This is a genomic window from Streptomyces nigrescens (assembly GCF_027626975.1).
Taxonomy (GTDB): Bacteria; Actinomycetota; Actinomycetes; order Streptomycetales; family Streptomycetaceae; genus Streptomyces; species Streptomyces nigrescens.
In genome coordinates this window covers 6,252,076-6,277,591 of the sequence record NZ_CP114203.1, presented here as the reverse complement: position 1 = coordinate 6,277,591, position 25,516 = coordinate 6,252,076, and the positions used below count along the sequence as shown (strand labels likewise).

Here is a 25,516-nt window from a genome sequence, read left to right as displayed (position 1 = left end):
GTCCCTTACTTCGCCGGAGCGTCGATGCCGGTGATCTTCAGCGCCGTGTGGAGCTGGCGGTGGCCGATCCGCTTCTTGTAACCGGTCTTGTTCTTGTACTTCTGGATCCGGATCTTGTCGCCCTTGTGGTGGTCGACGACCTCGCCCTGGACCTTCACGCCGGCCAGGACCCACGGGTCGCTGGTGACCGAGTCGCCGTCGACAACCAGCAGCGTGGAGAGCTCGACGGTGTCGCCGACCTTGCTGGTGGAAATGCGGTCAACCTCGATGACGTCGCCAACAGCAACCTTCTGCTGGCGTCCGCCGGTGCGCACGATCGCGTACACGCGGAACTCTCTTTCGCTAGGAACGGATCCTCTGATGCCAGCCGCTCACACGGGCTCGGGATAGGGCCCGTGGAATCCGAGTGGACGAGCGGCCTCCCTCGGCGGACCGAGAGGTGTTTGCTCAGGGGTTTGGTGTCACAGACACCGACGGTCAAGATTACGGGGCCTTGACCAGGGGGTCAAACCGGCCCCGGACCACCTGCTGGTCCGGGGCACGGCCGTACGTGCTCAGTCCTCCGCGGAAGCGGACACCGACGCCACCGAGGGCTGCTCGGCGGCAGCGGTCTTCTTGGCCGCCGCCTTCTTCGTCGTCGTCTTCTTCGCGGTGGTCTTCTTCGCCGTGGCCTTCTTGGCGGTGGTGGTCTTCTTCGCCGCCGTCTTCTTGGCCGTGGTCTTCTTCGCGGTGGTCTTCTTGGCCGCCGCCTTCTTCGTCGTCGCCTTCTTCGCGGTCTTCTTGGCCGCGGGCTCCGCCTCCGCCCCGGCGCCCTCGACGGGCTCCGCGGACTCGGCCGACGCCGGCTCGGTGACCGGCTCCGCCGCCGGCGCCGGCTCGGCCGGCACGACGATCTCGGCGGCTTCCTCGGCGGCCTTGGGGGCGCCCGCCGGGGCGGTCACCTTACGGGTCGCCCGACGGCGCGGACGGGCCGGCGCGGGCTCCGCGGCCGGCGCCTCGGCGACCGGCTCCGGAGCGGGCTCCGGCTCGGGCGCCGCCACCGGCTCGGCCGGCACGACGATCTCGGTGGCCTCCGTGGCCGCCTTGGGGGCGCCCGCCGGAGCGGACACCTTCCGGCTCACCCGGCGGCGGCCACGGCCACGCCCGGCGGCCGCCTCGGCCTCGGCCGGGCTGCTGAACCACTCCTCGGCCTCGGCAACCGCGGGCTGCAGCTCGGCCTCCGTCACGGGGACGGGCTCCAGCTCCGGCTCGGCGCCGTCCGGGGTCGGCTCGACGGCCTCGGCCTCGTGGACATGCGGCTCGGGCTGGGCGCCCTTGCCCTTCTTCTTGCGCTTGCCACCGCCGCCGACCGCCGCCGGCTGGTCCATGTGGACGATGACGCCACGGCCGTTGCAGTGCACACACGACTCGGAGAAGGACTCCAGCAGGCCCTGGCCGACCCGCTTACGGGTCATCTGGACCAGGCCGAGCGAGGTGACCTCGGCGACCTGGTGCTTGGTCCGGTCCCGGCCCAGGCACTCCAGCAGGCGCCGCAGCACCAGGTCCCGGTTGGACTCCAGCACCATGTCGATGAAGTCGATCACGATGATGCCGCCGAGGTCGCGCAGCCGCAGCTGGCGCACGATCTCCTCGGCCGCCTCCAGGTTGTTCCTGGTGACCGTCTCCTCCAGGTTGCCGCCCTGGCCGGTGAACTTGCCGGTGTTGACGTCGACGACGATCATCGCCTCGGTCCGGTCGATCACCAGCGAACCGCCGCTGGGCAGCCAGACCTTGCGGTCCAGCGCCTTCATCAGCTGCTCGTCGATGCGGTACGTCGCGAAGACATCGACGTCCGAGGTCCACTTCTGGAGCCGGTCGACGAGGTCCGGGGCGACATGCGCGACATAGCCGTGGATGGTCTCCCAGGCGTCGTCACCGCTGACGATGACCTTGGAGAAGTCCTCGTTGAAGATGTCGCGGACGACCCGGACGGTCATGTCCGGCTCACCGTAGAGCAGGGTCGGCGCGCTGGAGCTGCTGCTCTTGGCCTTCTTCTGGATCTCTTCCCACTGGGCCTGCAGGCGCTGGACGTCGCGCGCCAGCTCCTCCTCGCTCGCGCCCTCCGCCGCGGTGCGCACGATGACGCCCGCGTCCTCGGGGACGATCTTCTTGAGGATCTGCTTCAGCCGCGCCCGCTCGGTGTCGGGGAGCTTGCGGCTGATACCGGTCATCGAGCCCTCGGGCACGTAGACCAGGTAGCGGCCGGGGAGCGAGACCTGGCTGGTGAGCCGGGCGCCCTTGTGGCCGATCGGGTCCTTGGTGACCTGCACCAGCACGGACTGGCCGGACTTCAGCGCGGTCTCGATCCGGCGCGGGCCGTTGGCCATGCCCAGCGCCTCGAAGTTGACCTCACCGGCGTACAGCACGGCGTTACGGCCCTTGCCGATGTCGACGAACGCGGCCTCCATCGACGGCAGGACGTTCTGCACCTTGCCGAGGTAGACATTGCCGACGTACGAGGTCGCCTGCTCCTTGTTGACGAAGTGCTCGACGAGCACGTTGTCCTCAAGAACGCCGATCTGGGTGCGCTCGCCGCTCTGGCGGACGACCATCACCCGCTCGACGGCCTCGCGGCGGGCCAGGAACTCCGCCTCGGTGATGATCGGCACCCGGCGGCGGCCCTGCTCACGGCCCTCACGGCGGCGCTGCTTCTTGGCCTCCAGACGCGTCGACCCCTTGATCGACTGCACCTCGTCGGCGCTGGTGCTCTCGTCCTTCTTGCGGGGCTCACGGACCTTGACGACCGTGCGCTCCGGGTCGTCGGCGCTGCCGGCCTCGACCTCGGCGGGCTCACCGGTACGACGGCGGCGGCGACGGCGACGGCGGCTGCTGCTGGACCCGCCGCCCGACGGCTCCTCGTCCTCGTGTGCCTCCGGCTGCCCCTGCTCCTCGGTCTCCTCGGCCTCCGTCTCCGGGGCCTCCCGCTCGTCGGCGGCCTGCTCGTCGGCGCCCTCGGCGGACTCACCGCGACGACGGCGACGGCCACCACGGCGGCGGCGGCGCGAGGGACGGTCGGCGGACTCGTCCTCGCCGTGGCCGCTCTCGGCCTGCTCAGTCTCCGGCTCGGCCGCTGCCGCGGCTTCTTCGGCCACCGGCTCCTCGGCCGGGGCCGCGGACACCTGCTCGGGCTCGGCCGGGGCACCACGACGGCGACGGCGGCGCGAACCCGCGGCGGGCTGCTCCTCCGCGACCGGCTCGGTGACGACGGTCTCCTCCTGGCGGGCCGCGGCAGCGGCGGCGGCCGCGGTCTCCGGCGTCTGGAACATCGGCTCGGTGAAGACCGGCGCCTGGAAGACGGCGGTCGGGGGCCGCTGCGCACGGCGACGGCCGCGCTGCGGCGCCGCCGTGGCGGGCTCCTCCTCGGTGCGGGGCGCCTCGGCGGCCGGCTCCGCGGCACGCTCGCCACGGCGGCGCGCCCGGCGGCGGGGCGCCTCGGCGGTCCGGTCCTCGGCGGCCGGTGCCTCGGCGACCGGTGCCTCCTGGGGCTCCGCTGCCGCGGGCTCCTCGGCCTCCTCGGCGGCCTGCGGCGCGTCCGAGGGGGCGGTGGTCTTACGGGTGGCGCGGCGACGCGTCCGGGCGGGCTTGGCGTCCTCGGCGGGCGCGGGGGCCGCTTCCTCGGCGACAGGGGCGGCCGGGGCGCTCTCGGCCGGGGCGGCCTCGTCGGCGGCGCTCGCCTGCGGGGCGCCGGCCGGAGCGGTGACCTTACGGGTGGCCCGGCGGCGGGTGCGGCGCGGTGCCGCCTCCTCGCTCTCCTCGGCGGTGGCCGGAGCGACGTCCGCGGCGGCCTCGACGGGCTGCGCGAGGGGCGCGGGCGCCTCGGCGACCACGGGCTCCGGGGCGGCCTCGGACTGCGGGGCGCCGGCGGGGGCGGTCACCTTGCGGGTCGCACGGCGGCGGGTGCGGCGCGGTGCCGCCTCCTCCTCCTGCGGCGCCTCGGCGGGCGTCTCGACGGCGGCGGCCGGGGCCTGGTCGGTCTCGGCCTCGGCGGTCTCGGCCTCGGCTTCGGCGGCCGGTGTCGTGTCCGGCTCGTCGGCAGCCCGCTGCGGGGCGCCGGCCGGAGAGGTGACCTTGCGGGTCGCCCGGCGGCGGGTACGGGCCGGCTTGGCCTCCTCGCCGGTGGTCACCGCGGATGCGGTGGTCTCCTCGTCGAGGGCCGGATCGGCCGCGGACGCGGCGGTGGCCTCGGTGCTCACCACCGCGGCTTCGGCGGCGGCACCGGCCGCCGGCGGACCGGCCGGCCGGGATGCCGCGCGGCGCCGTCGGCGCGGCGGCAGCGTGTCACTGGGTGAGTGGTTGTCGTCAGCACCGCGATCCTGGGAATTCGTGGATCGGGTGGGCTCAATGGGCTCGAGCATGCGGGCGGTTCTCCCGTCACGCTCCCGGGCGCCGCGCCTGATTCCGGTCGCGGTCCGCGTGATGAGCGCGGTCCCGCTGTCCGGGGCGTGGGCGCCGCACGGGAGCTGTCGTCTCGCTCGTCGGCCCCCGTAGGGCGGGACCGGCGAAAGTCTCCTGGTCAGTGCGTCTGCCGGACCGGGGTGGCTCCCTGGTTGATCGGCGACGCGACGACGGCGCTCCTACGCAGTACCTTCCCCGGCTGCCGGGGAGGCCCCACTCGTCGCCTTCGCGGCACTCAGCCCGGCGGCCGTGGGTGGGGCGGCCGTGGCAGCGTCGCGGTCGGGCGCTAGCGGGTCAGTCACCGCGCCGGTCTCCTCATCGAGCAGCCCCTGCGCCAGCCTGGTCACCGCTGCGGGGACCGGCGGCGCCAGGTCGGCCGTAGCTCGGAGGCCGGACAGGACGTCGTCGGGTCGAACGGCAGGTGTCAGATGCCGAACAACCAGCCGCAGTATCGCACAGGCATTGCCGTCGGGCCTATCGCCCTCGCGACCGGTGGCCTCCAGACGCGCCACCGCGGCCCGTGCGTCAAAGGCCCGCATGCCGTTTTTCGTCCGGCGCTCGACCTGCACCTCTTCCGCGGCGAGGAACGCCTCGACGGCGCGCCCGGCCGCCTCCGGCTCGACCCCGTCGAGCCGCATCTCCCACACCGAGGCCTGGAGGCGGTCGGCCAGGCCACTGGTGCGCGCCTCGACGGCGTCGATCACATCGAGCCCGTCCGGCAGCGACTCGTCGAGGAGTTCGCGAAGCTTGTCCGGATCGCGGCGCTCGGCGAGCTGGATCTCCAGGTACTCGGCTTCACTGCCCGTACCGGTCGGGGCGGCGTTGGCGTACGACACCTTGGGGTGCGGGGTGAAGCCCGCCGAATAGGCCATGGGGACCTCGGCGCGGCGCAGCGCCCGCTCGAAAGCGCGCTGGAAGTCGCGGTGGCTGGTGAACCGGAGGCGGCCGCGCTTGGTGTAGCGCAGTCGGATGCGCTGCACCGCCGGTGCGGGCGGCGGGCCTTCGGGCTGTCGCTTGCCCAGTGTCGTTCAGTCCTTCGTGAGTGCGGTCGTACTGCTACCAAGAGTACGTGCCCCGGGGGCTCACGGTTCCCGTCGGGGCGGAACAGCGGCCGCGCGCCGGGGCTCCCTGGGGGCACCGAACAGGGCGCGCCGGAGCTCCTGACGGGTCTGCCGCACGGTCTCGCGGGCGGTGCGCAGCGCCTGCCGGACCGGCTTCCAGATGCCGTCACGGATGCCGTGGCCGAGCGGGGTGAGCACGGTGCGGTACACCCAGCGCACCGGCTCGACGAAGACCCACCGCAGCAGCGTGCCGAGGAACCGGCCGATGGCCCGGGAGATGATCCCGGCGACCCGCCAGCAGTGCCCGAAGGCCGCCCCGACCTCGCGGACGACCACCGTCACCACGGCGGCCAGCGCCCGCCCGGCCGGCAGCAGTACATACCGCCACAGGGCGACCAGCGGCACGACCACGATCCACCGGACGAGGGTGGCGAGAACGGTGCCGAGCCCGCGCACCAGCCAGGCGATACCGCGCCCGACGGGCGTCAGCACGGACGTGTACAGCCACTGGGCGGGCACCACCACCAGATAGCGCACCAACCACGCCACCGCCACCGCGATCCCCCGACCGACCGGCGCCAGCACATACCGCCACAGGGCCACCCACGGCCACACGAACAACGCCTTGCCCAACCACACCAGCGCCACACCCAGTCCACGCACCAGCCAGGCGAGTCCCCGCCCGACGGGCGTCAGCACAGCGGCGTACAGCCACCGGGCGGGCACCACCACCAGATACCGCACCAACCACGCCACCACCACGGCGGTCCCCCGGCCCACCGGCGCCAGCACATACCGCCACAACGCCACCCACGGCCACACGAACAACGCCTTGCCCAACCACACCAGCGCCACACCCAGTCCACGCACCAGCCAGGCGAGTCCCCGCCCGAGGGGTGTGAGCGCGTACCGCCACAGCCAGACCGCCGGAGCGACGGCCAGCGTGCGCCAGAGCCACGACAGCGGGGCCACCACGAGGGTGCGCCAGGTCCATGTCACGGGTATCACCACGAGGGTGCGCCACAGCCAGGCGAAACCGCGGCCGAGGGGGCGCAGCGCGGTCCGGTGGAAGGCCCGGCCGAGGGCGGCGAGCGCGTCCCACACCAGGCGCACCGGCACCACGAGCACCAGCACCACGATCCGTACCGGAAGCCGGACCGCGGTGGTAAGACAGCCCTCGCCCGGTTCGTAACGGTCCGGCACCCGCCGGTCGTTGTCGGTGGGCTCCATGCGGCCCTCCCCCTTGTGCTTCGGTACGTCAGATGCGCCGCTGCGGCTGCTGCCCGGCGGTGGCCGCGGCCGCGGGGATCCAGTAGCGCAGCTTGGCGTCCCGCTGGTCCTCGAAGATCCCGCCGCAGGCCTCGATGACCTTACGCGAGGCGGTGTTGGTGTCGTCGCAGGTGACCAGCACCGGGTCGATGCCCAGTTCGTGATGGGCAACCGGCAGTGCGGCGCGCAGCATCGCGGTGGCGTGGCCGCGGCGTCGGGCACCGGGGCGCACGCCGTAGCCGATGTGGCCGCCCCAGGTGAGGAGGGACGGGGTGAGCCGGTGGCGGAAGGCGATGCGCCCCAGGTAGGTGTCGCCGTCCACCCACCAGCGGGTGCTCAAGGGGACCACACCGTCGGGGCGTTCGTGGTCCATGACCCCGCCGACCGTGCCGACGTACTCCGCGAAGCCGTCCGCGGTCGCCCAGCGGCCCCGCCAGGTCCGCAGCTCGTGGGCCATGCTGGAGCCCTGGACGGAGTCCGCGCCCTCGGCCAGGAACTCGTCCATCGCGGCGAGGAAGGAAGCGTGGACGGCGACGGTGGGAGCGATGAGTTGTGCCGACATCGCCTCATTGTGCGGGAGTACGCCACGGCCCGGCCACCCGCACGGTGCGGGGGCCGGGCCGAAGAGGCGTACGGAGAGCGCCACTTGACGACGGTCGGCGGAAGCAGCGGATCACCCCCGCGTCCGCGGGGAACGACCGTCGGCTCCGCCTAGGTCACTTCACCATCAGCGGAAGCAGCTTCTTGCCCGTCGGGCCGATCTGGATCTCGGTGTCCATCTGGGGGCAGACGCCGCAGTCGAAGCACGGGGTCCAGCGGCAGTCCTCGACCTCGGTCTCGTCGAGCGCGTCCTGCCAGTCCTCCCAGAGCCAGTCCTTGTCGAGACCGGAGTCCAGGTGGTCCCAGGGCAGGACCTCCTCGTACTCCCGCTCACGGGTGGTGTACCAGGCGACGTCGACGCCAAAGGCGGGCAGCGTCTCCTCGGCGGCCTTCATCCAGCGGTCGTAGGAGAAGTGCTCACGCCAGCCGTCGAAGCGGCCGCCGCCCTCGTAGACGGCGCGGATGACCGAGCCGACGCGGCGGTCGCCGCGCGAGAGCAGGCCCTCGACGATGCCGGGCTTGCCGTCGTGGTAGCGGAAGCCGATGGAGCGGCCGTACTTCTTGTCGCCGCGGATCTTGTCCCGGAGCTTTTCGAGACGGGCGTCCGTCTCCTCCGCCGACAGCTGCGGCGCCCACTGGAAGGGCGTGTGCGGCTTGGGGACGAAGCCGCCGATGGAGACCGTGCAGCGGATGTCGTTCTGCCCGGAGGCCTTGCGGCCCTCGGCGATGACCTTGACGGCCATGTCGCCGATCTGGAGCACATCCTCATCGGTCTCGGTCGGCAGACCGCACATGAAGTAGAGCTTCACCTGCCGCCAGCCGTTGCCGTAGGCCGTGGAGACGGTCCTGATCAGGTCTTCTTCGGAGACCATCTTGTTGATGACCTTGCGCATCCGCTCCGAGCCGCCCTCGGGCGCGAAGGTCAGACCCGAGCGACGGCCGTTGCGCGTCAGCTCGTTGGCAAGATCGACGTTGAACGCGTCGACCCGGGTCGACGGGAGCGACAGGCCGATCTTGTCTTCCTCGTACCGGTCGGCGAGCCCCTTCGCGATATCGCCGATCTCGGTGTGGTCCGCGGAGGACAGCGACAGCAGGCCGACCTCCTCGAATCCCGTGGCCTTCAGACCCTTGTCCACCATGTCGCCGATGCCGGTGATGCTTCGCTCCCGTACGGGACGCGTGATCATGCCGGCCTGGCAGAAACGGCAGCCGCGGGTGCAGCCACGGAAGATCTCGACCGACATCCGCTCATGGACGGTCTCGGCCAGGGGGACGAGCGGCTGCTTGGGGTAGGGCCACTCGTCGAGGTCCATGACGGTGTGCTTGGACACCCGCCACGGGACGCCGGAGCGGTTCGGCACGACGCGCGAGATCCGCCCGTCGGCCAGGTACTCGACGTCGTAGAACTTGGGGACGTAGACGCTGCCGGTCTTCGCGAGGCGGAACAGCAGCTCGTCGCGGCCGCCGGGCCGGTCCTCGGCCTTCCAGGCGCGGATGATCTCGGTGATCTCCAGCACCGCCTGCTCGCCGTCACCCACGACGGCGCAGTCCAGGAAGTCCGCGATCGGCTCGGGGTTGAACGCCGCGTGGCCGCCGGCGAGGACGATCGGGTGGTCCTCCGTACGGTCCTTGGCCTCCATGGGGATACCGGCCAGGTCCAGGGCCGTGAGGAGGTTGGTGTACCCCAGCTCGGTCGAGAAGGAGACACCGAGCACGTCGAAGGCGCCGACGGGGCGGTGCGCGTCGACCGTGAACTGCGGGACGCGGTGCTCACGCATCAGCGCTTCGAGGTCCGGCCACACGCTGTACGTGCGCTCGGCCAGCACGCCCTCGCGCTCGTTGAGGACCTCGTAGAGGATCATGACGCCCTGGTTGGGCAGACCGACCTCGTAGGCGTCGGGGTACATGAGCGCCCACCGCACATCACAGGAGTCCCAGTCCTTGACGGTGGAGTTCAGCTCACCGCCGACGTACTGAATGGGCTTCTGCACATGCGGGAGCAGGGCCTCGAGCTGTGGGAAGACCGACTCGGCAGACATCTCGAACCTTCGTGAGCTGGCGGGGGGCGACTCTCAAGCGTAACTGCTCGCAACCACCCCCTTCGCACGGCGGCCGGACACCCCCGCGGTGGCGGGCAGCACAGGGGCCGCGCGCTTTGTGCCTGCCCCCCGGCGGACCGTCTCCGCGCCGGGCGGGGCTGTCGTGCACCGAACAATCCTCGCGCACCCGGCAGATCACGGCCGGAGCGCGGCCCGGTGCTTGCGGCGCGAGACCTTCCGCCACAGGTCCGGCAGCGCCCGCTCCCGGTCCGCGGCCAGGGCCTCCTCGCGCCCGTACAGCAGACCGAAGGTGAAGCCACCCTCACCGGCCCGCTGCGCCTGGGTCGCCAGCTCGCGCAGTGTGGCACGCGCCACCACGCTGTCCTGGTGGTCCCCCAGCAGCTGCTGCACCCGCTTGGTCCGCTTGGCGAACTTCTTCGCCGGCCGGCCGAGGGCCGGGCGGGCCGCCTCCGCCGCGTACCGGGTGCGCTTGGCCGCCTTACGGGCGCCGTGCAGCGCCTCGTCCCGCTCCCGCCCGGCCGGTGCCGCCAGCGCGGCCTCCGTACGGCGGGCCAGCCGCCGGTAGTCCTTCAGCACCGCCCCGGCCACCACCTCGGCCGCCGGGCGGCCGGCGGCCTTGCGCAGCGGCGGCTCCTCCAGGAAGGCGTGCAGGCTCTTCAGCAGCGAAAGATGGCGCGGCCCGTCCAGGACGGCGAGCAGCTGGTCCCGTGCGCCGGCCCGGCGCCGTTCGGACCAGATGCGCAGCCGGGCGTCGACCGGGCCGAGCCGTAGCGTCCCGGGCACCCCGGCCAGCGCCTCCTGGAGCCGCCCGGTCAGCACCTCGCGGTCCCGCTCCACCCCCAACTCCGCTGCCAGCCACTTGAGTTCGACGCCGATGGGCCGGGTGACGGCGCGGTCGAGCACCTTGGTGTACGAGCGGAAGGCGCTGCGCAGCCGGCGGGTGGCGACCCGCATCTGGTGCACCGCGTCGGGCAGGTCCCGCCGCACCGCGGGTTCCAGCTCGATGATCGCCCGCACCTGCTCGTGGGCATAGCGCAGCACGACGTCCCCGGCGGTCGGCCCCTTCTTCCCGGCGCCCGCGGCTTTGCCCTTGCCCTTGGCCGCGGCTTTGCCCTTGCCCTTGGACTTCGCCCTGGACTTCGCCTTGGCCGCGGCCTTGCCGGAGCCGTCGGCGCGCCGCCCGTCCGGCCCGGCGGTGTGCGGTGCGGCGGCCCCGCCGCGGCCCTGGCCCGTCTCGGCCAGCGCCCGCGCCAGCTTCGACGCCGCGGAGGCGGGACGCACCCCGGCCGCGGCCAGCGCCCGGCCGATCTCGTCCAGCAGCCCGGTATCGCCCTCCCCGAGCAGCTCCACCTCGATCTCGCGCCAGCGGGCCCCGGCACGCCCCGCTCCGGACTCCCCGGCGCCGACGGCCCCGGCCGCCGGCCACGCGTGGACCGCGTCCTCCGCCACCTCCGCGAGCGGAGTGCCCGCGGCGTCCCGCAGCACCCGGACCGTGCGCCGCGTCCGCAGCCGTACGACGGGGACCAGCTCCTGGTCCAGCGCCCGCGACCGGACGAGCGCGGTCAGCTCCGGGGGCGGCACATCGGACAGCGGCGCCCGCACCTCGTCCCGCACCCCCGGCGCGACCGGCAGTTTCAGATGCCAGCCGGCGTCCCTGCCGCCGGTGCGCCGGCGCAGCGTGATGCCGTCGGCGGCGAGGCTCAGACCGGTGGTGTCGTAGTAGAGGGCGTCAAGATCCTCGGTGCCCGCCTCCGCCACGGCGGCGACCGGGCCGATCCCGGCCAGGTCGGGCAGCTGGGTGTCGTTGTCGGCTTCGTACTTCCGCTCGATTTCCCGCACGGTGTCCGCCATGCATCGAATCTAGTCACCCACTCCGGCCGGGACCACCCGCCGGAGCGGGGAGCGGCCACGGGGCCGGAATCCGCCGGAGCGGGTGGCACTCGCCGCACAGCGTGACTTACGGTACGTAACGAGCCCGCCACGCAGAGTGGTAATGGGCGCTCACTCGACCCCTTCGGGGAGGGAGACACCCGTGCACCCCCAGACCGCACCCGTCACCCGGCCGTCCATCCGCGTCGCGGCAGGCGCCCGCCCGCACCTCCTGACCGCACCGAGCACCCCCCTCGCCCCGAAGACCGCCCGCGACTTCGTCCGCGCGGTACTGCGCCGCAGCCCCCTCGCCCCGCTTCTCGACACCGCCCTGCTGCTCACCTCGGAGGCGGTGACCAGCTCCCATCTGCGCACACCACGGTCCGCGGACATCCTGCTGCGGATGCTGACCACCGGGCACGGACTGCGGATCAGCGTGCACGACGAGGCGCCGGTGCGGATTCCGCGGCCGGCCGCGGTGGCCGGTGAGCAGGAGGCCGATCACGGGCTGCTGCTGACCGGCCATCTCGCCGACGACTGGGGCACGACCCCGTTCGGGGGGCTGCCGCGGTCCACCTCGTTCTGGTTCGAGCTGCACCTCAAGCACTGACCCGCGTCAGCGGGACGCCGACAGCGGGCGCTGCACCCGGATCGACTGGAGCAGCCCGATCGCGATCCAGACCGCGAACATGGAGGTGCCGCCGTAGGAGACGAACGGCAGCGGGAGGCCGGTGACGGGCATGATCCCGAGGGTCATGCCGATGTTCTCGAAGGACTGGAAGGCGAACCACGCGATGATGCCGGCGGCCACGACCGTGCCGTAGAGCTCGGTGGACTCGCGGGCGATCCGGCAGGCGCGCCACAGGACCACACCGAGCAGGACGATGATCAGGCCCGCGCCCAGGAAGCCGAGTTCCTCACCGGCGACGGTGAAGATGAAGTCCGTCTGCTGTTCGGGGACGAACTGGCCGGTGGTCTGGCTGCCGTGGAAGAGACCGGATCCGGTCAGTCCGCCGCCGCCGATCGCGATCCGGGCCTGGTTGGTGTTGTAGCCGACGCCGGCCGGGTCGAGGCTCGGGTTGGCGAAGGCGGCGAAGCGGGCGATCTGGTAGTCGTCGAGCAGTCCGAGCTGCCAGACGGCGACACAGCCGACGACACCGGTGCCGACCAGTCCGAGGATCCAGCGGTTGGAGGCGCCGGAGGCGAGGAGTACGCCGAGGATGACGGCGCCGAGCACCATCACCGAGCCGAGGTCGGGCATCAGCATGATGACGACCACGGGCACGGCGGCCAGGCCCAGGGCCTGGACGACGGTGCGGTGGTCGGGGTGCGGGCGGTCCCCCGCGTCGACCCGGGACGCCAGCAGCATCGCCATGCCCAGCGTGATGGTGATCTTTGCGAACTCGGCGGGCTGGAGGGAGAAGCCGCCGGGGATCGCCAGCCAGGAGCGTGAGCCGTTGATGGTGGCACCCAGCGGGGTCAGCACCAGCAGGGCCAGCACGACCGAGAGGGCGTAGAGGACCGGGACGGCGCCGCGCAGCGTGCGGTGGCCGAGCCAGATCGTGCCGCCGGCCAGCGCCAGGCCGATGCCGAGGTTCAGCAGATGGTGCAGGAAGTAGTAGTACTCGTCGCCGTGGTTGAGCTCGGTGCGGTTGCGGGTGGCGGAGAAGACCAGCAGCGAGCCCATCAGCGACAGCACCAGACAGGACGACAGCAGTATCCAGTCCAGCTTGCGCAGCACCGAATCACGCGCCGTCAGCTTGCCCCAGGTGCCGAGCTCGGGGGTGTAGCGCCGGATCGAGAACGCCCGGGAGGTGTGGCTGGTCGTCACTGTGGGCTCTCCGATGCGGACGGCGACGGCGACGGCGGGACATACGGCTTGATGGGCTGGGACCGGATGCTGCCATCAGTTTCGATCTTGGGCAGCTTGGCCTCCGGCTTCGGGAGCAGCGCGGCCTTCGGGTCGATGCCGCCCTTTTCGTCGACTCCGTACAGGGCGTTGTAGATGTTGCGCACGGCGGGGCCGGAGGCGCCGGAGCCCGTACCACCCTGGGAGATGGTCATGACGATCGTGTAGTCCTTGGTGTACGTCGCGAACCACGAGGTCGTCTGCTTGCCGTAGACCTCGGCCGTACCGGTCTTGGCGTGCATCGGGATCTTGTCCTGCGGCCAGCCGCCGAACCGCCAGGCGGCGGTACCGCGGGTGGCGACACCGGCGAGGGCGCCGTCCATCTGCCCGAGGGTCTTGTGCGACACCGGCAGCCTGCCGTGCGAGCGGGGCTTGATCCGCTGGATGTGCTTGCCGTCGGGACTGACGACGGCCTTGCCGACGGTCGGGTCGTAGAGCGTGCCGCCGTTGCTGATCGCGCCGTAGATGGTCGCCATCTGGATCGGGGTGACGAGGGTGTCGCCCTGCCCGATGGCGTAGTTGATCGAGTCGTAGGCGTGCAGCTTCATGCCCTCCAGGCAGCCCTCCCGGGCGAGCTTGGTGCCGAAGTCCTTCTTCTTCGGCCAGGCCTTGGCCTGTTCGCACCAGCCGGCCTTGTTGGCCTTCCAGAAGTCGTTCTTCCACTTGCGGTCGGGGACCCGGCCGGTGACCTCGTTGGGGAGGTCGATACCGGTCTCCTTGCCGAGGCCGAACTGGTGGGCCGTCTTGTAGAACCAGTTCTTGGCGCCCTTCTTCGGCTTGTCCCCGCCGTCCTTCCTCCACTCGTCGTGCGAGAGCTTGTAGAAGACGGTGTCGCAGGAGACCTCCAGCGCCCGGCCGAGGCTGATCGCGCCATGGCTCTGCGACTCGAAGTTCTTGAAGACCTGTCCGCCGATGCTGTACGAGCTGGTGCAGGGGTAGTGGCCGTTGAAGTCATAGCCCGCGTTGACCGCGGCCGCGGTCGAGATGACCTTGAAGATCGAGCCGGGGGCGGCCTGTCCCTGGATGGCGCGGTTCAGCAGCGGGTAGTTGGAGTCCTTGCCGGTGAGGCGGGCGTAGTCCTTGCCCGAGATCCCGCCGACCCAGGAGTTGGGGTCGTAGGTGGGGTTGGAGGCCATCGCCACCACCCGGCCGGTCTTCGCCTCCATGACGACGACGGCGCCCGAGTCGGCCTTGTAGTTGGTGCCCGTGTTCTTGTCGTGCTGCTTACGGGCGTCCTTCATGGCCTGGTCCAGCTGCTTCTCCGCCAGCCCCTGCACCCGGGCGTCGATGCTGGTGACGACGCTGGCGCCGGCCTTGCCCTTCTCGCTCTTCGCCTGGCCGATGACCCGGCCGAGGTTGTCGACCTCGTAGCGGGTGACGGCGGCCTTGCCGCGCAGCGCGTCGTTGTACGTCCGCTCCAGGCCGGACCGGCCGATCTGGTCGGAGCGCAGCAGCGGCGAACGGCTGTGCTCGGCCTTCTTGATCTCCTCGTCGGTGACCGGCGAGAGATAGCCGAGGACCTGGGCGGTGTTGGCGTTGCCCGGGGCGGCGTAGCGGCGGACGGCGGTCGGTTCGGCGCTGATGCCGGGGAAGTCCTCGGAGCGCTCGCGGATCTGGAGGGCCTGCTGGGTGGTGGCCTCGTCGGTGATCGGGATCGGCTGGTAGGGCGAGCCGTTCCAGCAGGGCTGCGGCGTCTTGGAGTCGCAGAGCCGGACCTTGTTGCGGATCTCCTTCTCGGACATGCCGAGCACCTTGGCCAGCCGGCCGAGCACGGCCTTGCCGTCGTCCTTCATCTTCAGCAGCTCGGTACGGCTGGCCGACACCACCAGACGGGTCTGGTTGTCGGCCAGCGGCACCCCGCGCGCGTCGAGGATGGAGCCGCGGGTGGCGGGCTCGATGACCTGCTGGACGTGGTTGTTTCTCGCCTCGGTGGCGTACTCCGTGCCGTTGCGGATCTGCAGATACCAGAGCCGGCCGCCGAGGGTGAGCAGCAGCGAGAAGACCAGGATCTGGATCGCGATGAGCCGGACGCTGACCCGGGAGGTCCGGGTTTCCGGGAGATTACTCATGGCGCGCAGCGCCTCCATGAGGGGTCGTGGTCGAAGGACGGAAGAGCGTCACAGCCGCTTGACCCCCTTGATACGGCCCACCTTGTCGCGGGCCGACTTGCCGAGCAGACCGCCGCGCTGGCTGCCGATCCGGGCGCCCGAGCGCACGGACTTCATGGCACCGCGGCTGGCCTTGAGGCCGGTGCCGGTGGTGAGCCAGCCGTAGCCGGAGGTGCCGCCGGAGCCACTCGCGCCGCTCGTGCCGTCGCCGGTCAGCGGATCGCCCTCGGTTCTGCGCGCCGCGGCCATCACCAGCGGCACCACGAAGGGGGCCAGCAGCAGGTCGTAGAGGGTGGCGCTGAGCAGCAGTCCGACGATGCCGACGTGTCGGGCGGCGGTGTCGCCGACCAGCGCGCCGACGCCCGCGTACATCAGCGTCGAGCCGATCGCGGCGCCGATGACGACCATCAGCGGCACCGTCGCCGAGCGGTGCCGGCCGGACTCCGGCTTGGTCAGGCCCGCCGCGTAGCCGATGACGCAAAGCACCAGCGCATAGCGGCCGATGGCGTGGTCGGACGGCGGGGCGAGATCGGCCAGCAGCCCGGCGAAGAAGCCGAGGAGGGCGCCGCCGACATGGCCGTAGACCAGCGCCAGGCCGACCACCACGAGCAGCAGCAGGTCCGGTACGGCGCCGGGCAGTTGGAGTCTGGCGAGGATGGTGACCTGGATGACGAGGGCGACGACCACCAGCGGGGCCGAGAGCAGAATCCGGTTGATGCGCATCGGTCAGCTCCTGGGAGGAACGCTCGCGGAGGGGGTGGCCGTGACGGTGACCGTCGGCGTCGGCTTGGGCTTGGCCGGCTGGGGCGGCAGCACGGTGTCGCGCGGGTCCTCACGGGGCGGCTGGACGACGACGCCGACGATGTCGAGCTGGGAGAAGGCGACGAAGGGCCGGACCTGGAGGGTGCGGGTCAGATCGCCGTTGAACGGCTCGACCCTGACGACCTTGCCGACGGGCACCCCGGGCACGAACGGCTTGTCCTTGCTGGAGCCGAAGGTGACCAGGCGGTCGCCCTTCTTGATGTTGGCCCGGCCGTTGAGGAGCTGGACGCGCAGCGAGCGGACCCCCTGCCCGTTGGCGAAGCCGATCTCGTTGGTCTTCTCCATGCGGGTGCCGACGGTGAAGTCGGGGTCGGCGGCCAGCAGGACGGTGGAGGTGCCGGCACCGACGGTGGTGACCCGGCCGACCAGACCGTCGCCGTTGAGCACGGTCATGTCGCGGCGGATGCCGTCGCGGCTGCCGGCGTCGATGGTGACGGTCCAGGAGAAGCCCTGGGCCGAGCCGATGGCGATGACCTGGGCGCCCTTGATGGCGTACTGGCCGGTGCCGGCGGTCTTGAGGATCTTGTCGAGCTCGGCGGCGCGGCTGCGGTTCCGGTCGGAGGAGCCGAGCTTGGCCTTCAGGGCCTCGTTCTCGTGCTCCAGCTTGCTGATCCGGTCGTGCCGCCGGCCGGAGTCCCGTACGGCACCGACCGCGTTGCCTACCGGGTCGACGACGCGGGCGACGCCGCTCTCGACCGGGCCGAAGGCGGAGGCGGCGGCTTGCCGGGCACCATCGAGCGGGGACTGTTCGCCGCCGCGGATATCGACCGTGATCAGCGCGAACGCGATCGCGACCAGCAGCACCAGCAGCAGCCGGCTCTCTCGTGTGTCCCTCACGTGCGGCGGCCGTGTCCTTCCTCGTAGGACCGGCCGGCTGCGGGCCCCGCCGGTCTCGTTCGGGAGTTGAGCGTTGTGCCTGTGTGACGGTGCCGGACGGTGAAGCGTCAGTGCACCGTGTCTGTCGGGAGGTTGCGCCCGTATGCCGGCCGGTCCGGCGGACGGACCGGCCGCTGTCGCCGGGGTGCCCGACCGCCGCGGCCGCCGCTCGGCGGCGCGGCGCGGTCGGTTCCCCGGCCCTTGCTACCTGCGCGGCTGGGAGTCGAGGACCTGCTGGAGCGCCTCGAACTCCTCGACGCACTTGCCGGAACCGAGCGCGACGGAGTCGAGCGGGTCCTCGGCGATGTGGATGGGCATACCGGTCTCGCGGCGCAGCCGCTCGTCGAGGCCGCGCAGCAGGGCGCCGCCTCCGGTGAGCACGATGCCGCGGTCCATGACGTCACCGGACAGCTCCGGCGGGCACTTGTCGAGGGTCGTCTTGACCGCGTCGACGATGGAGTTGACCGGCTCCTCGATGGCCTTGCGCACCTCGGCGGCCGAGATGACCACGGTCTTCGGGAGGCCGGAGACCAGGTCACGGCCGCGGATCTCGGTGTGCTCGTCCTGCTCGAGGTCGTACGCCGAACCGATGGTGATCTTGATGCTCTCGGCGGTGCGCTCGCCCAGCAGAAGGCTGTACTCCTTCTTGATGTGCTGGATGATCGCGTTGTCGAGCTCGTCGCCGGCCACCCGGATGGACTGGGCGGTGACGATGCCGCCGAGCGAGATGACCGCGACCTCGGTGGTACCGCCGCCGATGTCCACGACCATGTTGCCGGTGGCCTCGTGGACCGGCAGACCGGACCCGATCGCGGCGGCCATCGGCTCCTCGATGATGTGGACCTGGCGCGCGCCGGCCTGGGTCGAGGCCTCGATCACCGCGCGGCGCTCCACTCCGGTGATACCGGAGGGGACGCACACGACGACCCGCGGACGGGCCAGATAGCGGCGCTTGTGGATCTTCAGGATGAAGTAGCGGAGCATCCGCTCGGTGATCTCGAAATCGGCGATCACGCCGTCTTTCAGGGGCCGTACGGCGACGATGTTGCCGGGCGTGCGCCCGATCATCTTCTTCGCCTCAGCACCCACCGCGAGAATCCCGCCGGTGTTGGTGTTGATGGCCACGACCGACGGCTCGTTGAGGACGATTCCGCGGCCCCTGACGTACACCAGCGTGTTGGCGGTCCCGAGGTCGACAGCCATGTCACGGCCGATGAACGACATGTTGTTCCCCATGAGGATACGTCTGGCCTTCCCAACTGGAGCGAATGCTTACTGGAGGTCGGCAGGAGGTGATGCGCTGTGAGGCGCGGAAGCCTCCATCGTAGTTCGTAGTGCGCCCACTCGAACACGTCGGGAGGCTGTTCCGCCATTGTCAGCCGTACACGCACCCGCCCCCCTCAATGGTGACGTCGTGTCGCGGAGATGCGTTCCCCCGATCGTGTCGGATACACCAAGGGGCGACCGATGATTTCGTCGGTCGCCCCAGGTCACGGGGGGTGTGCAGCTGATGAAGTGTCAGGAAATGCCCGGGAAGAAAATCTTGATCTCACGCTCCGCGGACTCTTCGGAATCCGAGGCATGGATCAGATTCTCCCGGGTGATCGTTCCGAAGTCCCCACGAATGGACCCACTCGGCGCGGCAATCGGGTCAGTCGGACCGGCCAGCGCACGTACGCCCTCGATCACCCGCTCGCCCTCGACGACCATCGAGACCACCGGACCGGAGGACATGAACGCGACCAGGGGCTCGTAGAACGGCTTGCCGACATGCTCCGCGTAGTGCTGCTCCAGGATCCCGCGGTCCAGGCTGCGCAGCTCCAGCGCGCTGATCGTCCAGCCGGCCTTCTTCTCGATACGGCCGATGATCTCGCCGATCAGACCGCGCGAGACGGCGTCAGGCTTGAGGAGGACGAGGGTGCGCTGGCTCACGGAGGGACTCCCTGGATATGAACAACGGTCAGCGGGTGCCTTGAGGCTACAGGGGAGGGCCCATCTGCCTTTACCCACCCACCCGCGGGAGGGGACGGGCCGGAGGGGCCGGCTTCCAGGACGTAAAGCGAAGCAGTCCTGGAAGCCGGCCCCGGAGGTCCGTCACCGCACCCGAGACAGCCCCGCGCAGCGGATCACGCCCGCCGCAGGCGCGACGGCGCCGCACCCGAGAACGTGGGAATCAACCCGCCGTAGGCGATTCCGCCCAACGGGCCTTCGCCTCATCGATCTTGCGGCCGTAATGGACCGACGCCCACCACAGGGCGGCGAAGACCGCACCCAGGAAGAACATCGTCGGGACCACGAAGCCGCTGGCGATCAGGGCGATCTGCAGCGCCCAGCCGAGCTGGACGCCCCCCGGACGGGTCAGCATCCCGCACAGCAGCAGGCTCAGCAGCATCGCGATCCCGCTGACCGTCCAGACCGTGGCCGTGGACAGCTCGGTCATCTGCATCGCGACCAGGCCGGCGAAGCCGATCACGAAGAATTCGCCTATCAGAGTGCCCGCACACAGCGTGCGCATGGTCAGCTCCTCCCCATGAGCAGCCGGGCCTCGCCGACCGTGATCACCGAGCCGGTCACCAGCACACCGGCACCGGAGAACTCGCCCTCTTCCTCGGCGAGGGTGATCGCCGCCTCCAGGGCGTCGTCGAGCCGCGGCTCCACCTGGACCCGCTCGGCGCCGAAGACCTCGACGGCGATGGCCGCCAGCTCATCCGGATCCATCGCACGATGGCTGGAATTACGCGTCACCACGATCTCGGCGAAGATCGGCTCGAAGGCCTCCAGGAAGCCCCGTACGTCCTTGTCCCCGCTGGCGCCGACCACGCCGACCAGCCGGCTGAACCCGAACGCCTCGGTGACGGCCTCGGCCGCCGCCCGCGCACCCGCCGGGTTGTGGGCCGCGTCCAGCACGACCGTCGGGCTGCGGCGCACGACCTCCATCCGGCCGGGCGAGGTGACGGCGGCGAACGCGGAACGGAGGGTGTCGATGTCCAGCGTGCGGGCGTGCTCCGAGCCGACGCCGAAGAACGCCTCGACGGCGGCGAGGGCCACCGCGGCGTTGTGCGCCTGATGGGCGCCGTACAGCGGAAGGAAGATCTCGGGATATTCGCCGCCCAGCCCGCGCAGCGTCAGCATCTGCCCGCCGACGGCCACCTCACGGGAGAGCACCCCGAACTCCATGCCCTCACGGGCAACCGTGGCATCCACCTCGACCGCGCGCTTGAGCATCACCGACGCCGCGTCCACCGGCTGCTGGGCCAGCACGACCGTCGCGTCCTTCTTGATGATCCCGGACTTCTCACCGGCGATCTGCTCGGGGGTCTCCCCCAGCCGGTCGGTGTGGTCCAGCGAGATCGGGGTGATCACGGCGACATCGCCGTCGATGACGTTCGTCGCGTCCCAGGTGCCGCCCATGCCGACCTCGACGACCGCGACGTCCACGGGGCTGTCCGCGAAGGCGGCGTACGCCATCGCCGTCAGCACCTCGAAGAACGACAGGCGGTACTCCTGCTGGGCGTCGACCATCTCCACATACGGGGCGATGTCGCGGTACGTCTCGATGAAGCGCTCGGCGGGGATCGGGGCGGCGTCCAGGCTGATCCGCTCGGTGATGGACTGGACGTGCGGGCTCGTGTAGCGGCCGGTGCGCAGGTCGAAGGCGGCCAGCAGGGCCTCGATCATGCGGGCGGTGCTGGTCTTGCCGTTGGTGCCGGTGATGTGGATGGACGGGTAGGCCCGCTGCGGCGAGCCGAGAATGTCCAGCAGCGCCGCGATGCGCTGCACCGACGGGTCGAGCTTGGTCTCACCCCAGCGGCCCGCCAGCTCCTCCTCGACGGCGCGCAGCGCACGGTCGACCTCGGGATCGGCCGGCCGGGCGGGGATCCCGTCCCCCTGCGGCGGGCCGGCCTGCGCGCGCAGGGTCCGGCTGCCGGCCTCGATCACCGCGAGATCGGGGTCACGGTCGGTCTCCGCCTCGACCAGTTCGTCGAAGGCATCGTTCGGGTCGGGGTCGTCGTTCTGGGGGCGCTCGCTCACGCCGACCAGTCTACGAGGCACGTGTGACAGCGGTGCGCTGCGTTGCCCTCCGCCGGTACCGCGCCGCGGCCGGGGCGGCCGGCCCGGTCCGCGCCCCGGCGTGCGCCCCTACGCCGGGGGCCGGCCGGCGCCTACGGCAGCGCCGCCTTCATCATGGCCCGCGCGATCGGGGCCGCCAGCCCGTTGCCGGAGACTTCGTTGCGGGCGGCGTGCCCGTCCTCGACCATCACGGCCACCGCCACCCGGTGCCCCTTGCCGTCCTCGGCGTTCGAGACGAACCAGGCGTAGGGCGTACCGCTGTTGTCGACACCGTGCTGGGCGGTGCCGGTCTTGCCGCCGACGGTCAGTCCGCCGATCTTCGCACCGGAGCCGGTGCCCTTGTCCACGACCGTCTGCATCGCCGACTGCAGCTGCCGGGCCGAGCGCGCCGACAGGGCCTTGCCGTCGCCGTAGGTCTTCGGGCCGTTCTCCTCGATGGTGTTGCCGCCGCCGTCGGTCAGCTTGTCGACCAGCTGCGGGGTCTTCAGCTCGCCGCCGTTCGCGAGGGCCGAGGTGACCATCGCCATCTGCAGCGGGGTCGCCTGGTCGTCGAACTGGCCGATCCCGGACAGCGCGGTCTGCGCGTCGTCCATCTTCCCGGGGTAGACGCTCTTGCCGGCCCGCACCGGGGTGTCCACCTCGCCGTCGTTGAAGCCGAATTTCTCGGCCTGCGCCTTCACCTTGTCCTTGCCCAGGTCGACGGCCATCTTCGCGAAGACGGTGTTGCAGGAGTACTGGAGCGCGGTGCGGATGTCCGCGTTCTTGCAGGGCGCGGCCTTGTTCTCGTTGGTGAGCTTGGTGCGGGTGTGCGGGAGGGTGTAGGGGTCGGGGCTGTCGGTGGGCTCGTCCACCGAGGGGTACAGGCCGTTCTCCAGCGCGGCCGCGGCGACCACCAGCTTGAAGGTGGAGCCGGGTGGCAGCGGCTGCCGCAGCGCCCGGTTGACCTCCGGGTGGTCCGCGTCGCCGGACATCTTCCGCCACGCCTTCTGGTCGGTGGCGGCGGACCCGGCGAACGTCCCCGGGTCGTACGACGGAGTGCTCACCATGCCCAGGATCCGGCCGGTGGCCGGGTCCATGGCGACGGCGGCGCCCTTCTTGCCGCCCAGCGCCCGGTAGCCGGCCTTCTGCACCTTGGAGTCGATGGTGGTGGCCACATCGCCGCCCTTGGCCCGCTTACGGGTCAGCGCGTCGGCGGGGCTCTGCAGCCGGCTGTCGGAGCCGTCCAGGAGATCGCCGTTCAGGCTCTCCAGCTGGTTGCTGCCGAAGATCTGCGAGGTGAAGCCGGTGACCGGCGCGTACAGCGGGCCGTCCTTGTAGGTCCGCTTGTACTTCAGCGAGGAGGAGGTGGCGGCGGAGCCGGTGACCGGCTGCCCGTCGACGAGGATGTTGCCCAGCGGCGCCGCGTACTTGCCGATCGTCACCCGCGGATTGTGCGGGTCCTCCTTGTAGTCACTGGCCTTCGCGCCCTGGAGCCAGGTGGTCCAGCCCATCAGCGCGACGATCAGGGCCAGACAGAAGACCGCGGCCCGTCGCAGCGGTTTGTTCATGGGGCGCGGCTCCTCGGTACGGGGCGTGCGGTGCTGCCGTCACCACGGCATTCCGGTCCACCGTGCCTCGGCCAGATGAGAGCGCGATGAGAACGGCCCGACCGCCGCCGGGGCCCCGCCCGCCGGGGCCCGGACAGGCCCGGCGGCCCCCCGGACGGCACCCCTCCCGCGGGCGGACGGCTCCCCGGGAACGGCGCGGGCCCCCCGCCCGTGAGGACGAGGGGCCCGCGGTGTCTGCCGCCGTTACGCCTGGGGCAGGGAAGCCAGCTGCGCGGTGATCCGGACGATGTCCGCCTCCGCGGCCTCCAGCCGGCCGCGGATCTTGTCCACGACCTTCTCCGGCGCCTTGGCCAGGAACGCCTCGTTGCCGAGCTTGGCGGTGGCCTGCGCCTTCTCCTTCTCGGCCGCGCCCAGGTCCTTCGTCAGGCGCTTGCGCTCCGCCTCGACATCGATGGTGCCGGACAGGTCCAGGGCCACCGTGGCACCCGCGACGGGCAGCGAGGCGGTGGCGCTGAAGCCGTCACCGGCCGGCTGCAGCCGCAGCAGCGAGCGCATCGCGGCCTCGTGCGCGGCCAGCGCCGTACCGGACAGGTCCAGCCGCGCGGGGACCTTCTGGCCCGGCTGGAGCCCCTGGTCGGAGCGGAACCGGCGGACCTCGGTCACGACCTGCTGAACGGTCTCGATCTCCCGCTCCGCCGCCGCGTCCCGGAAGCCGGAGTCCTTCGGCCAGTCGGCGATCACGACCGACTCACCGCCGGTCAGCGCCGTCCACAGGGTCTCGGTGACGAACGGCACGATCGGGTGCAGCAGCCGCAGGGTGACGTCCAGGACCTCACCCAGCACCCGGCGCGAGGCGTCGGCGGCCGGACCGCCCGCCATGAAGGTGGTCTTGGACAGCTCGACGTACCAGTCGAAGACCTCGTCCCAGGCGAAGTGGAAGAGGGTGTCCGACAGCTTCGCGAACTGGTAGTCGTCGTAGTACGCGTCGACCTCGGCGACGACCGAGTTCAGCCGGGACAGGATCCACCGGTCGGTCGCCGACAGCTGCTCGGCGGGCGGGAGTTCGCCCTCCACCGTCGCACCGTTCATCAGCGCGAACCGCGTGGCGTTCCAGATCTTGTTGGCGAAGTTGCGGGAGCCCTGGACCCAGGCCTCGCCGATCGGGACGTCGACACCGGGGTTGGCGCCACGGGCGAGCGTGAACCGGACGGCGTCCGAACCGTACTCGTCCATCCAGTCCAGCGGATTGACCGCGTTCCCGAAGGACTTGGACATCTTCTTGCCGAACTGGTCGCGGACCATGCCGTGCAGCGCGATGGTGTGGAACGGCGGGGTGCCGTCCATCGCGTACAGCCCGAACATCATCATCCGGGCGACCCAGAAGAAGAGGATGTCGTAGCCGGTGACCAGGACGGAGTTCGGATAGAACTTCTCGACGCTCGGGGTCTGCTCGGGCCAGCCGAGCGTGGAGAACGGCCACAGCCCGGAGGAGAACCAGGTGTCGAGGACGTCGGTGTCCTGGTGCCAGCCCTCGCCGCTCGGCGGCTCCTCGTCCGGTCCGACGCAGACGACCTCGCCCTCCGGCCCGTACCAGACCGGAATCCGGTGGCCCCACCACAGCTGGCGCGAGATACACCAGTCGTGGAGGTTGTCGACCCAGCCGAAGTAGCGGGACTCCATCTCCTTGGGGTGGATCTTGACCTTGCCCTCGCGGACCGCGTCCCCGGCGGCCTTCGCCAGCGGGCCGACCTTGACCCACCACTGCATCGACAGCCGCGGCTCGACGGTGGTCTTGCAGCGCGAGCAGTGCCCGACGGAGTGCGTGTACGGACGCTTCTCGGCGACGATCCGGCCGTCCGCGCGCAGCGCACCGACGATCGCGGAACGGGCCTCGAAGCGGTCCAGGCCCTGGAAGGGGCCGTGCGCCGTGATGACACCGCGCTCGTCGAGCACGGCGAGGTTGGGCAGCCCGTGCCGGCGGCCGATCTCGAAGTCGTTCGGGTCGTGGGCCGGAGTGACCTTGACCGCACCCGTGCCGAACTCCGGGTCGACATGCTCATCGGCGACGACCGGGATCCGGCGGCCGGTCAGCGGCAACTCGATCTCGGTACCGACGAGATGGGCGTACCGCTCGTCCTCCGGGTGGACGGCGACCGCGGTGTCACCCAGCATCGTCTCGGCACGCGTGGTGGCGACAACGATCGAGGCATCACCCTCGCCGTACCGGATGGAGACGAGCTCGCCGTCGTCGTCCTGGTACTCCACCTCGATGTCCGAGATGGCGGTCAGACAGCGCGGGCACCAGTTGATGATGCGCTCGGCGCGGTAGATCAGCTCGTCGTCGTGCAGCCGCTTGAAGATCGTCTGGACGGCCTTGGAGAGGCCCTCGTCCATCGTGAACCGCTCACGCGACCAGGCGACACCGTCGCCCAGCCGTCGCATCTGGCCCGAGATCTGGCCGCCGGACTCGTTCTTCCACTGCCAGACCCGCTCGACGAACGCCTCGCGGCCCAGGTCGTGCCGGGAGACGCCCTCCTTGGCGAGCTCGCGCTCGACGACGTTCTGGGTGGCGATACCGGCGTGGTCCATGCCGGGCTGCCAGAGGGTCTCGTAGCCCTGCATGCGCTTACGGCGGGTGAGCGCGTCGATGAGGGTGTGCTCGAAGGCGTGCCCCAGGTGCAGGGACCCGGTGACGTTCGGCGGCGGGATGACGATGGTGTACGGCGGCTTGTCGCTCTTCTCGTCCGCCTCGAAGTAGCCCCGCTCTACCCAGCGCTCGTACAGCGGCCCCTCTACATCGGCCGGCGTGTACTGAGTCGGCAGTTCGGGGGCGCTGTGGTTGCTCTGCTGAGTGTTCTCGGTCACGACGGACAGTGTACGGGCGCGGATG

At 71.2% G+C, this 25,516-nt stretch carries 18 protein-coding genes; 1 reads left to right on the top strand and 17 read right to left on the bottom strand.

What is annotated here, in order from left to right; all coding sequences use genetic code 11:
* Positions 1-5 precede the first annotated feature (5 nt).
* From rplU to STRNI_RS27800, 7 genes are all read right to left on the bottom strand, one after another.
* On the bottom strand, positions 6-326 hold the full coding sequence (rplU, locus tag STRNI_RS27830) for a 50S ribosomal protein L21 (protein ID WP_006605648.1): 321 nt from the start codon (positions 324-326) through the stop codon (positions 6-8).
* 228 nt (positions 327-554) lie between these two features.
* On the bottom strand, positions 555-4,394 hold the full coding sequence (locus STRNI_RS27825; RefSeq protein WP_277412232.1) for an Rne/Rng family ribonuclease: 3,840 nt from the start codon (positions 4,392-4,394) through the stop codon (positions 555-557).
* A 219-nt stretch (positions 4,395-4,613) separates the two neighbouring features.
* Entirely contained in the window at positions 4,614-5,414 is an 801-nt protein-coding gene (locus tag STRNI_RS27820) for a TIGR03936 family radical SAM-associated protein (RefSeq protein ID WP_277412231.1), read from the bottom strand.
* A 102-nt stretch (positions 5,415-5,516) separates the two neighbouring features.
* Positions 5,517-6,725 carry a hypothetical protein gene (locus tag STRNI_RS27815; RefSeq protein ID WP_277412230.1) on the bottom strand — a complete coding sequence of 403 codons (1,209 nt, stop codon included), beginning with the start codon at positions 6,723-6,725 and terminating at the stop codon, positions 5,517-5,519.
* A 28-nt stretch (positions 6,726-6,753) separates the two neighbouring features.
* Positions 6,754-7,326 (bottom strand): GNAT family N-acetyltransferase, encoded by a 573-nt coding sequence (locus tag STRNI_RS27810; RefSeq protein WP_277412229.1) that lies wholly within the window; start codon positions 7,324-7,326, stop codon positions 6,754-6,756.
* A 154-nt stretch (positions 7,327-7,480) separates the two neighbouring features.
* Entirely contained in the window at positions 7,481-9,403 is a 1,923-nt protein-coding gene (locus STRNI_RS27805) for a TIGR03960 family B12-binding radical SAM protein (RefSeq protein ID WP_018088253.1), read from the bottom strand.
* Positions 9,404-9,598: 195 nt separating this feature from the next.
* On the bottom strand, positions 9,599-11,275 hold the full coding sequence (locus STRNI_RS27800; RefSeq protein ID WP_277412228.1) for a CYTH and CHAD domain-containing protein: 1,677 nt from the start codon (positions 11,273-11,275) through the stop codon (positions 9,599-9,601).
* Positions 11,276-11,456: 181 nt separating this feature from the next.
* Here STRNI_RS27800 and STRNI_RS27795 point away from each other — a divergent pair, with 181 nt between their 5' ends.
* Positions 11,457-11,903, top strand: a complete 447-nt coding sequence (locus STRNI_RS27795; protein ID WP_266442187.1) for an ATP-binding protein — start codon at positions 11,457-11,459, stop codon at positions 11,901-11,903.
* Positions 11,904-11,909: 6 nt separating this feature from the next.
* On the opposite strand, the gene rodA is transcribed toward STRNI_RS27795, so the two are convergent.
* The 10 genes from rodA to STRNI_RS27745 form a co-directional block, all read right to left on the bottom strand.
* Positions 11,910-13,091: a rod shape-determining protein RodA gene (gene rodA / locus STRNI_RS27790; RefSeq protein WP_229838225.1), complete on the bottom strand. Its 1,182-nt coding sequence runs from the start codon at positions 13,089-13,091 to the stop codon at positions 11,910-11,912.
* A 29-nt stretch (positions 13,092-13,120) separates the two neighbouring features.
* A complete protein-coding gene (gene mrdA, locus STRNI_RS27785) occupies positions 13,121-15,271 on the bottom strand; it encodes a penicillin-binding protein 2 (protein ID WP_026169393.1) in 2,151 nt (716 codons plus the stop codon).
* Between the two features lie 48 nt (positions 15,272-15,319).
* Positions 15,320-16,033, bottom strand: coding sequence for a rod shape-determining protein MreD (mreD, locus tag STRNI_RS27780; protein WP_159488264.1), 714 nt, complete (start codon positions 16,031-16,033; stop codon positions 15,320-15,322).
* 3 nt (positions 16,034-16,036) lie between these two features.
* Entirely contained in the window at positions 16,037-16,969 is a 933-nt protein-coding gene (mreC, locus tag STRNI_RS27775) for a rod shape-determining protein MreC (protein WP_018088259.1), read from the bottom strand.
* A 243-nt stretch (positions 16,970-17,212) separates the two neighbouring features.
* A complete protein-coding gene (locus STRNI_RS27770) occupies positions 17,213-18,232 on the bottom strand; it encodes a rod shape-determining protein (RefSeq protein WP_003985182.1) in 1,020 nt (339 codons plus the stop codon).
* Positions 18,233-18,526: 294 nt separating this feature from the next.
* Positions 18,527-18,940, bottom strand: a complete 414-nt coding sequence (ndk, locus tag STRNI_RS27765) for a nucleoside-diphosphate kinase (RefSeq protein ID WP_093644061.1) — start codon at positions 18,938-18,940, stop codon at positions 18,527-18,529.
* Between the two features lie 241 nt (positions 18,941-19,181).
* Positions 19,182-19,523: a DUF4233 domain-containing protein gene (locus STRNI_RS27760; RefSeq protein ID WP_109889747.1), complete on the bottom strand. Its 342-nt coding sequence runs from the start codon at positions 19,521-19,523 to the stop codon at positions 19,182-19,184.
* 2 nt (positions 19,524-19,525) lie between these two features.
* On the bottom strand, positions 19,526-21,040 hold the full coding sequence (folC, locus tag STRNI_RS27755) for a bifunctional tetrahydrofolate synthase/dihydrofolate synthase (RefSeq protein WP_018088262.1): 1,515 nt from the start codon (positions 21,038-21,040) through the stop codon (positions 19,526-19,528).
* Between the two features lie 131 nt (positions 21,041-21,171).
* Positions 21,172-22,626, bottom strand: a complete 1,455-nt coding sequence (locus STRNI_RS27750; protein ID WP_266442178.1) for a peptidoglycan D,D-transpeptidase FtsI family protein — start codon at positions 22,624-22,626, stop codon at positions 21,172-21,174.
* A gap of 243 nt (positions 22,627-22,869) precedes the next feature.
* On the bottom strand, positions 22,870-25,491 hold the full coding sequence (locus STRNI_RS27745; protein WP_274735605.1) for a valine--tRNA ligase: 2,622 nt from the start codon (positions 25,489-25,491) through the stop codon (positions 22,870-22,872).
* Positions 25,492-25,516: the final 25 nt, after the last annotated feature.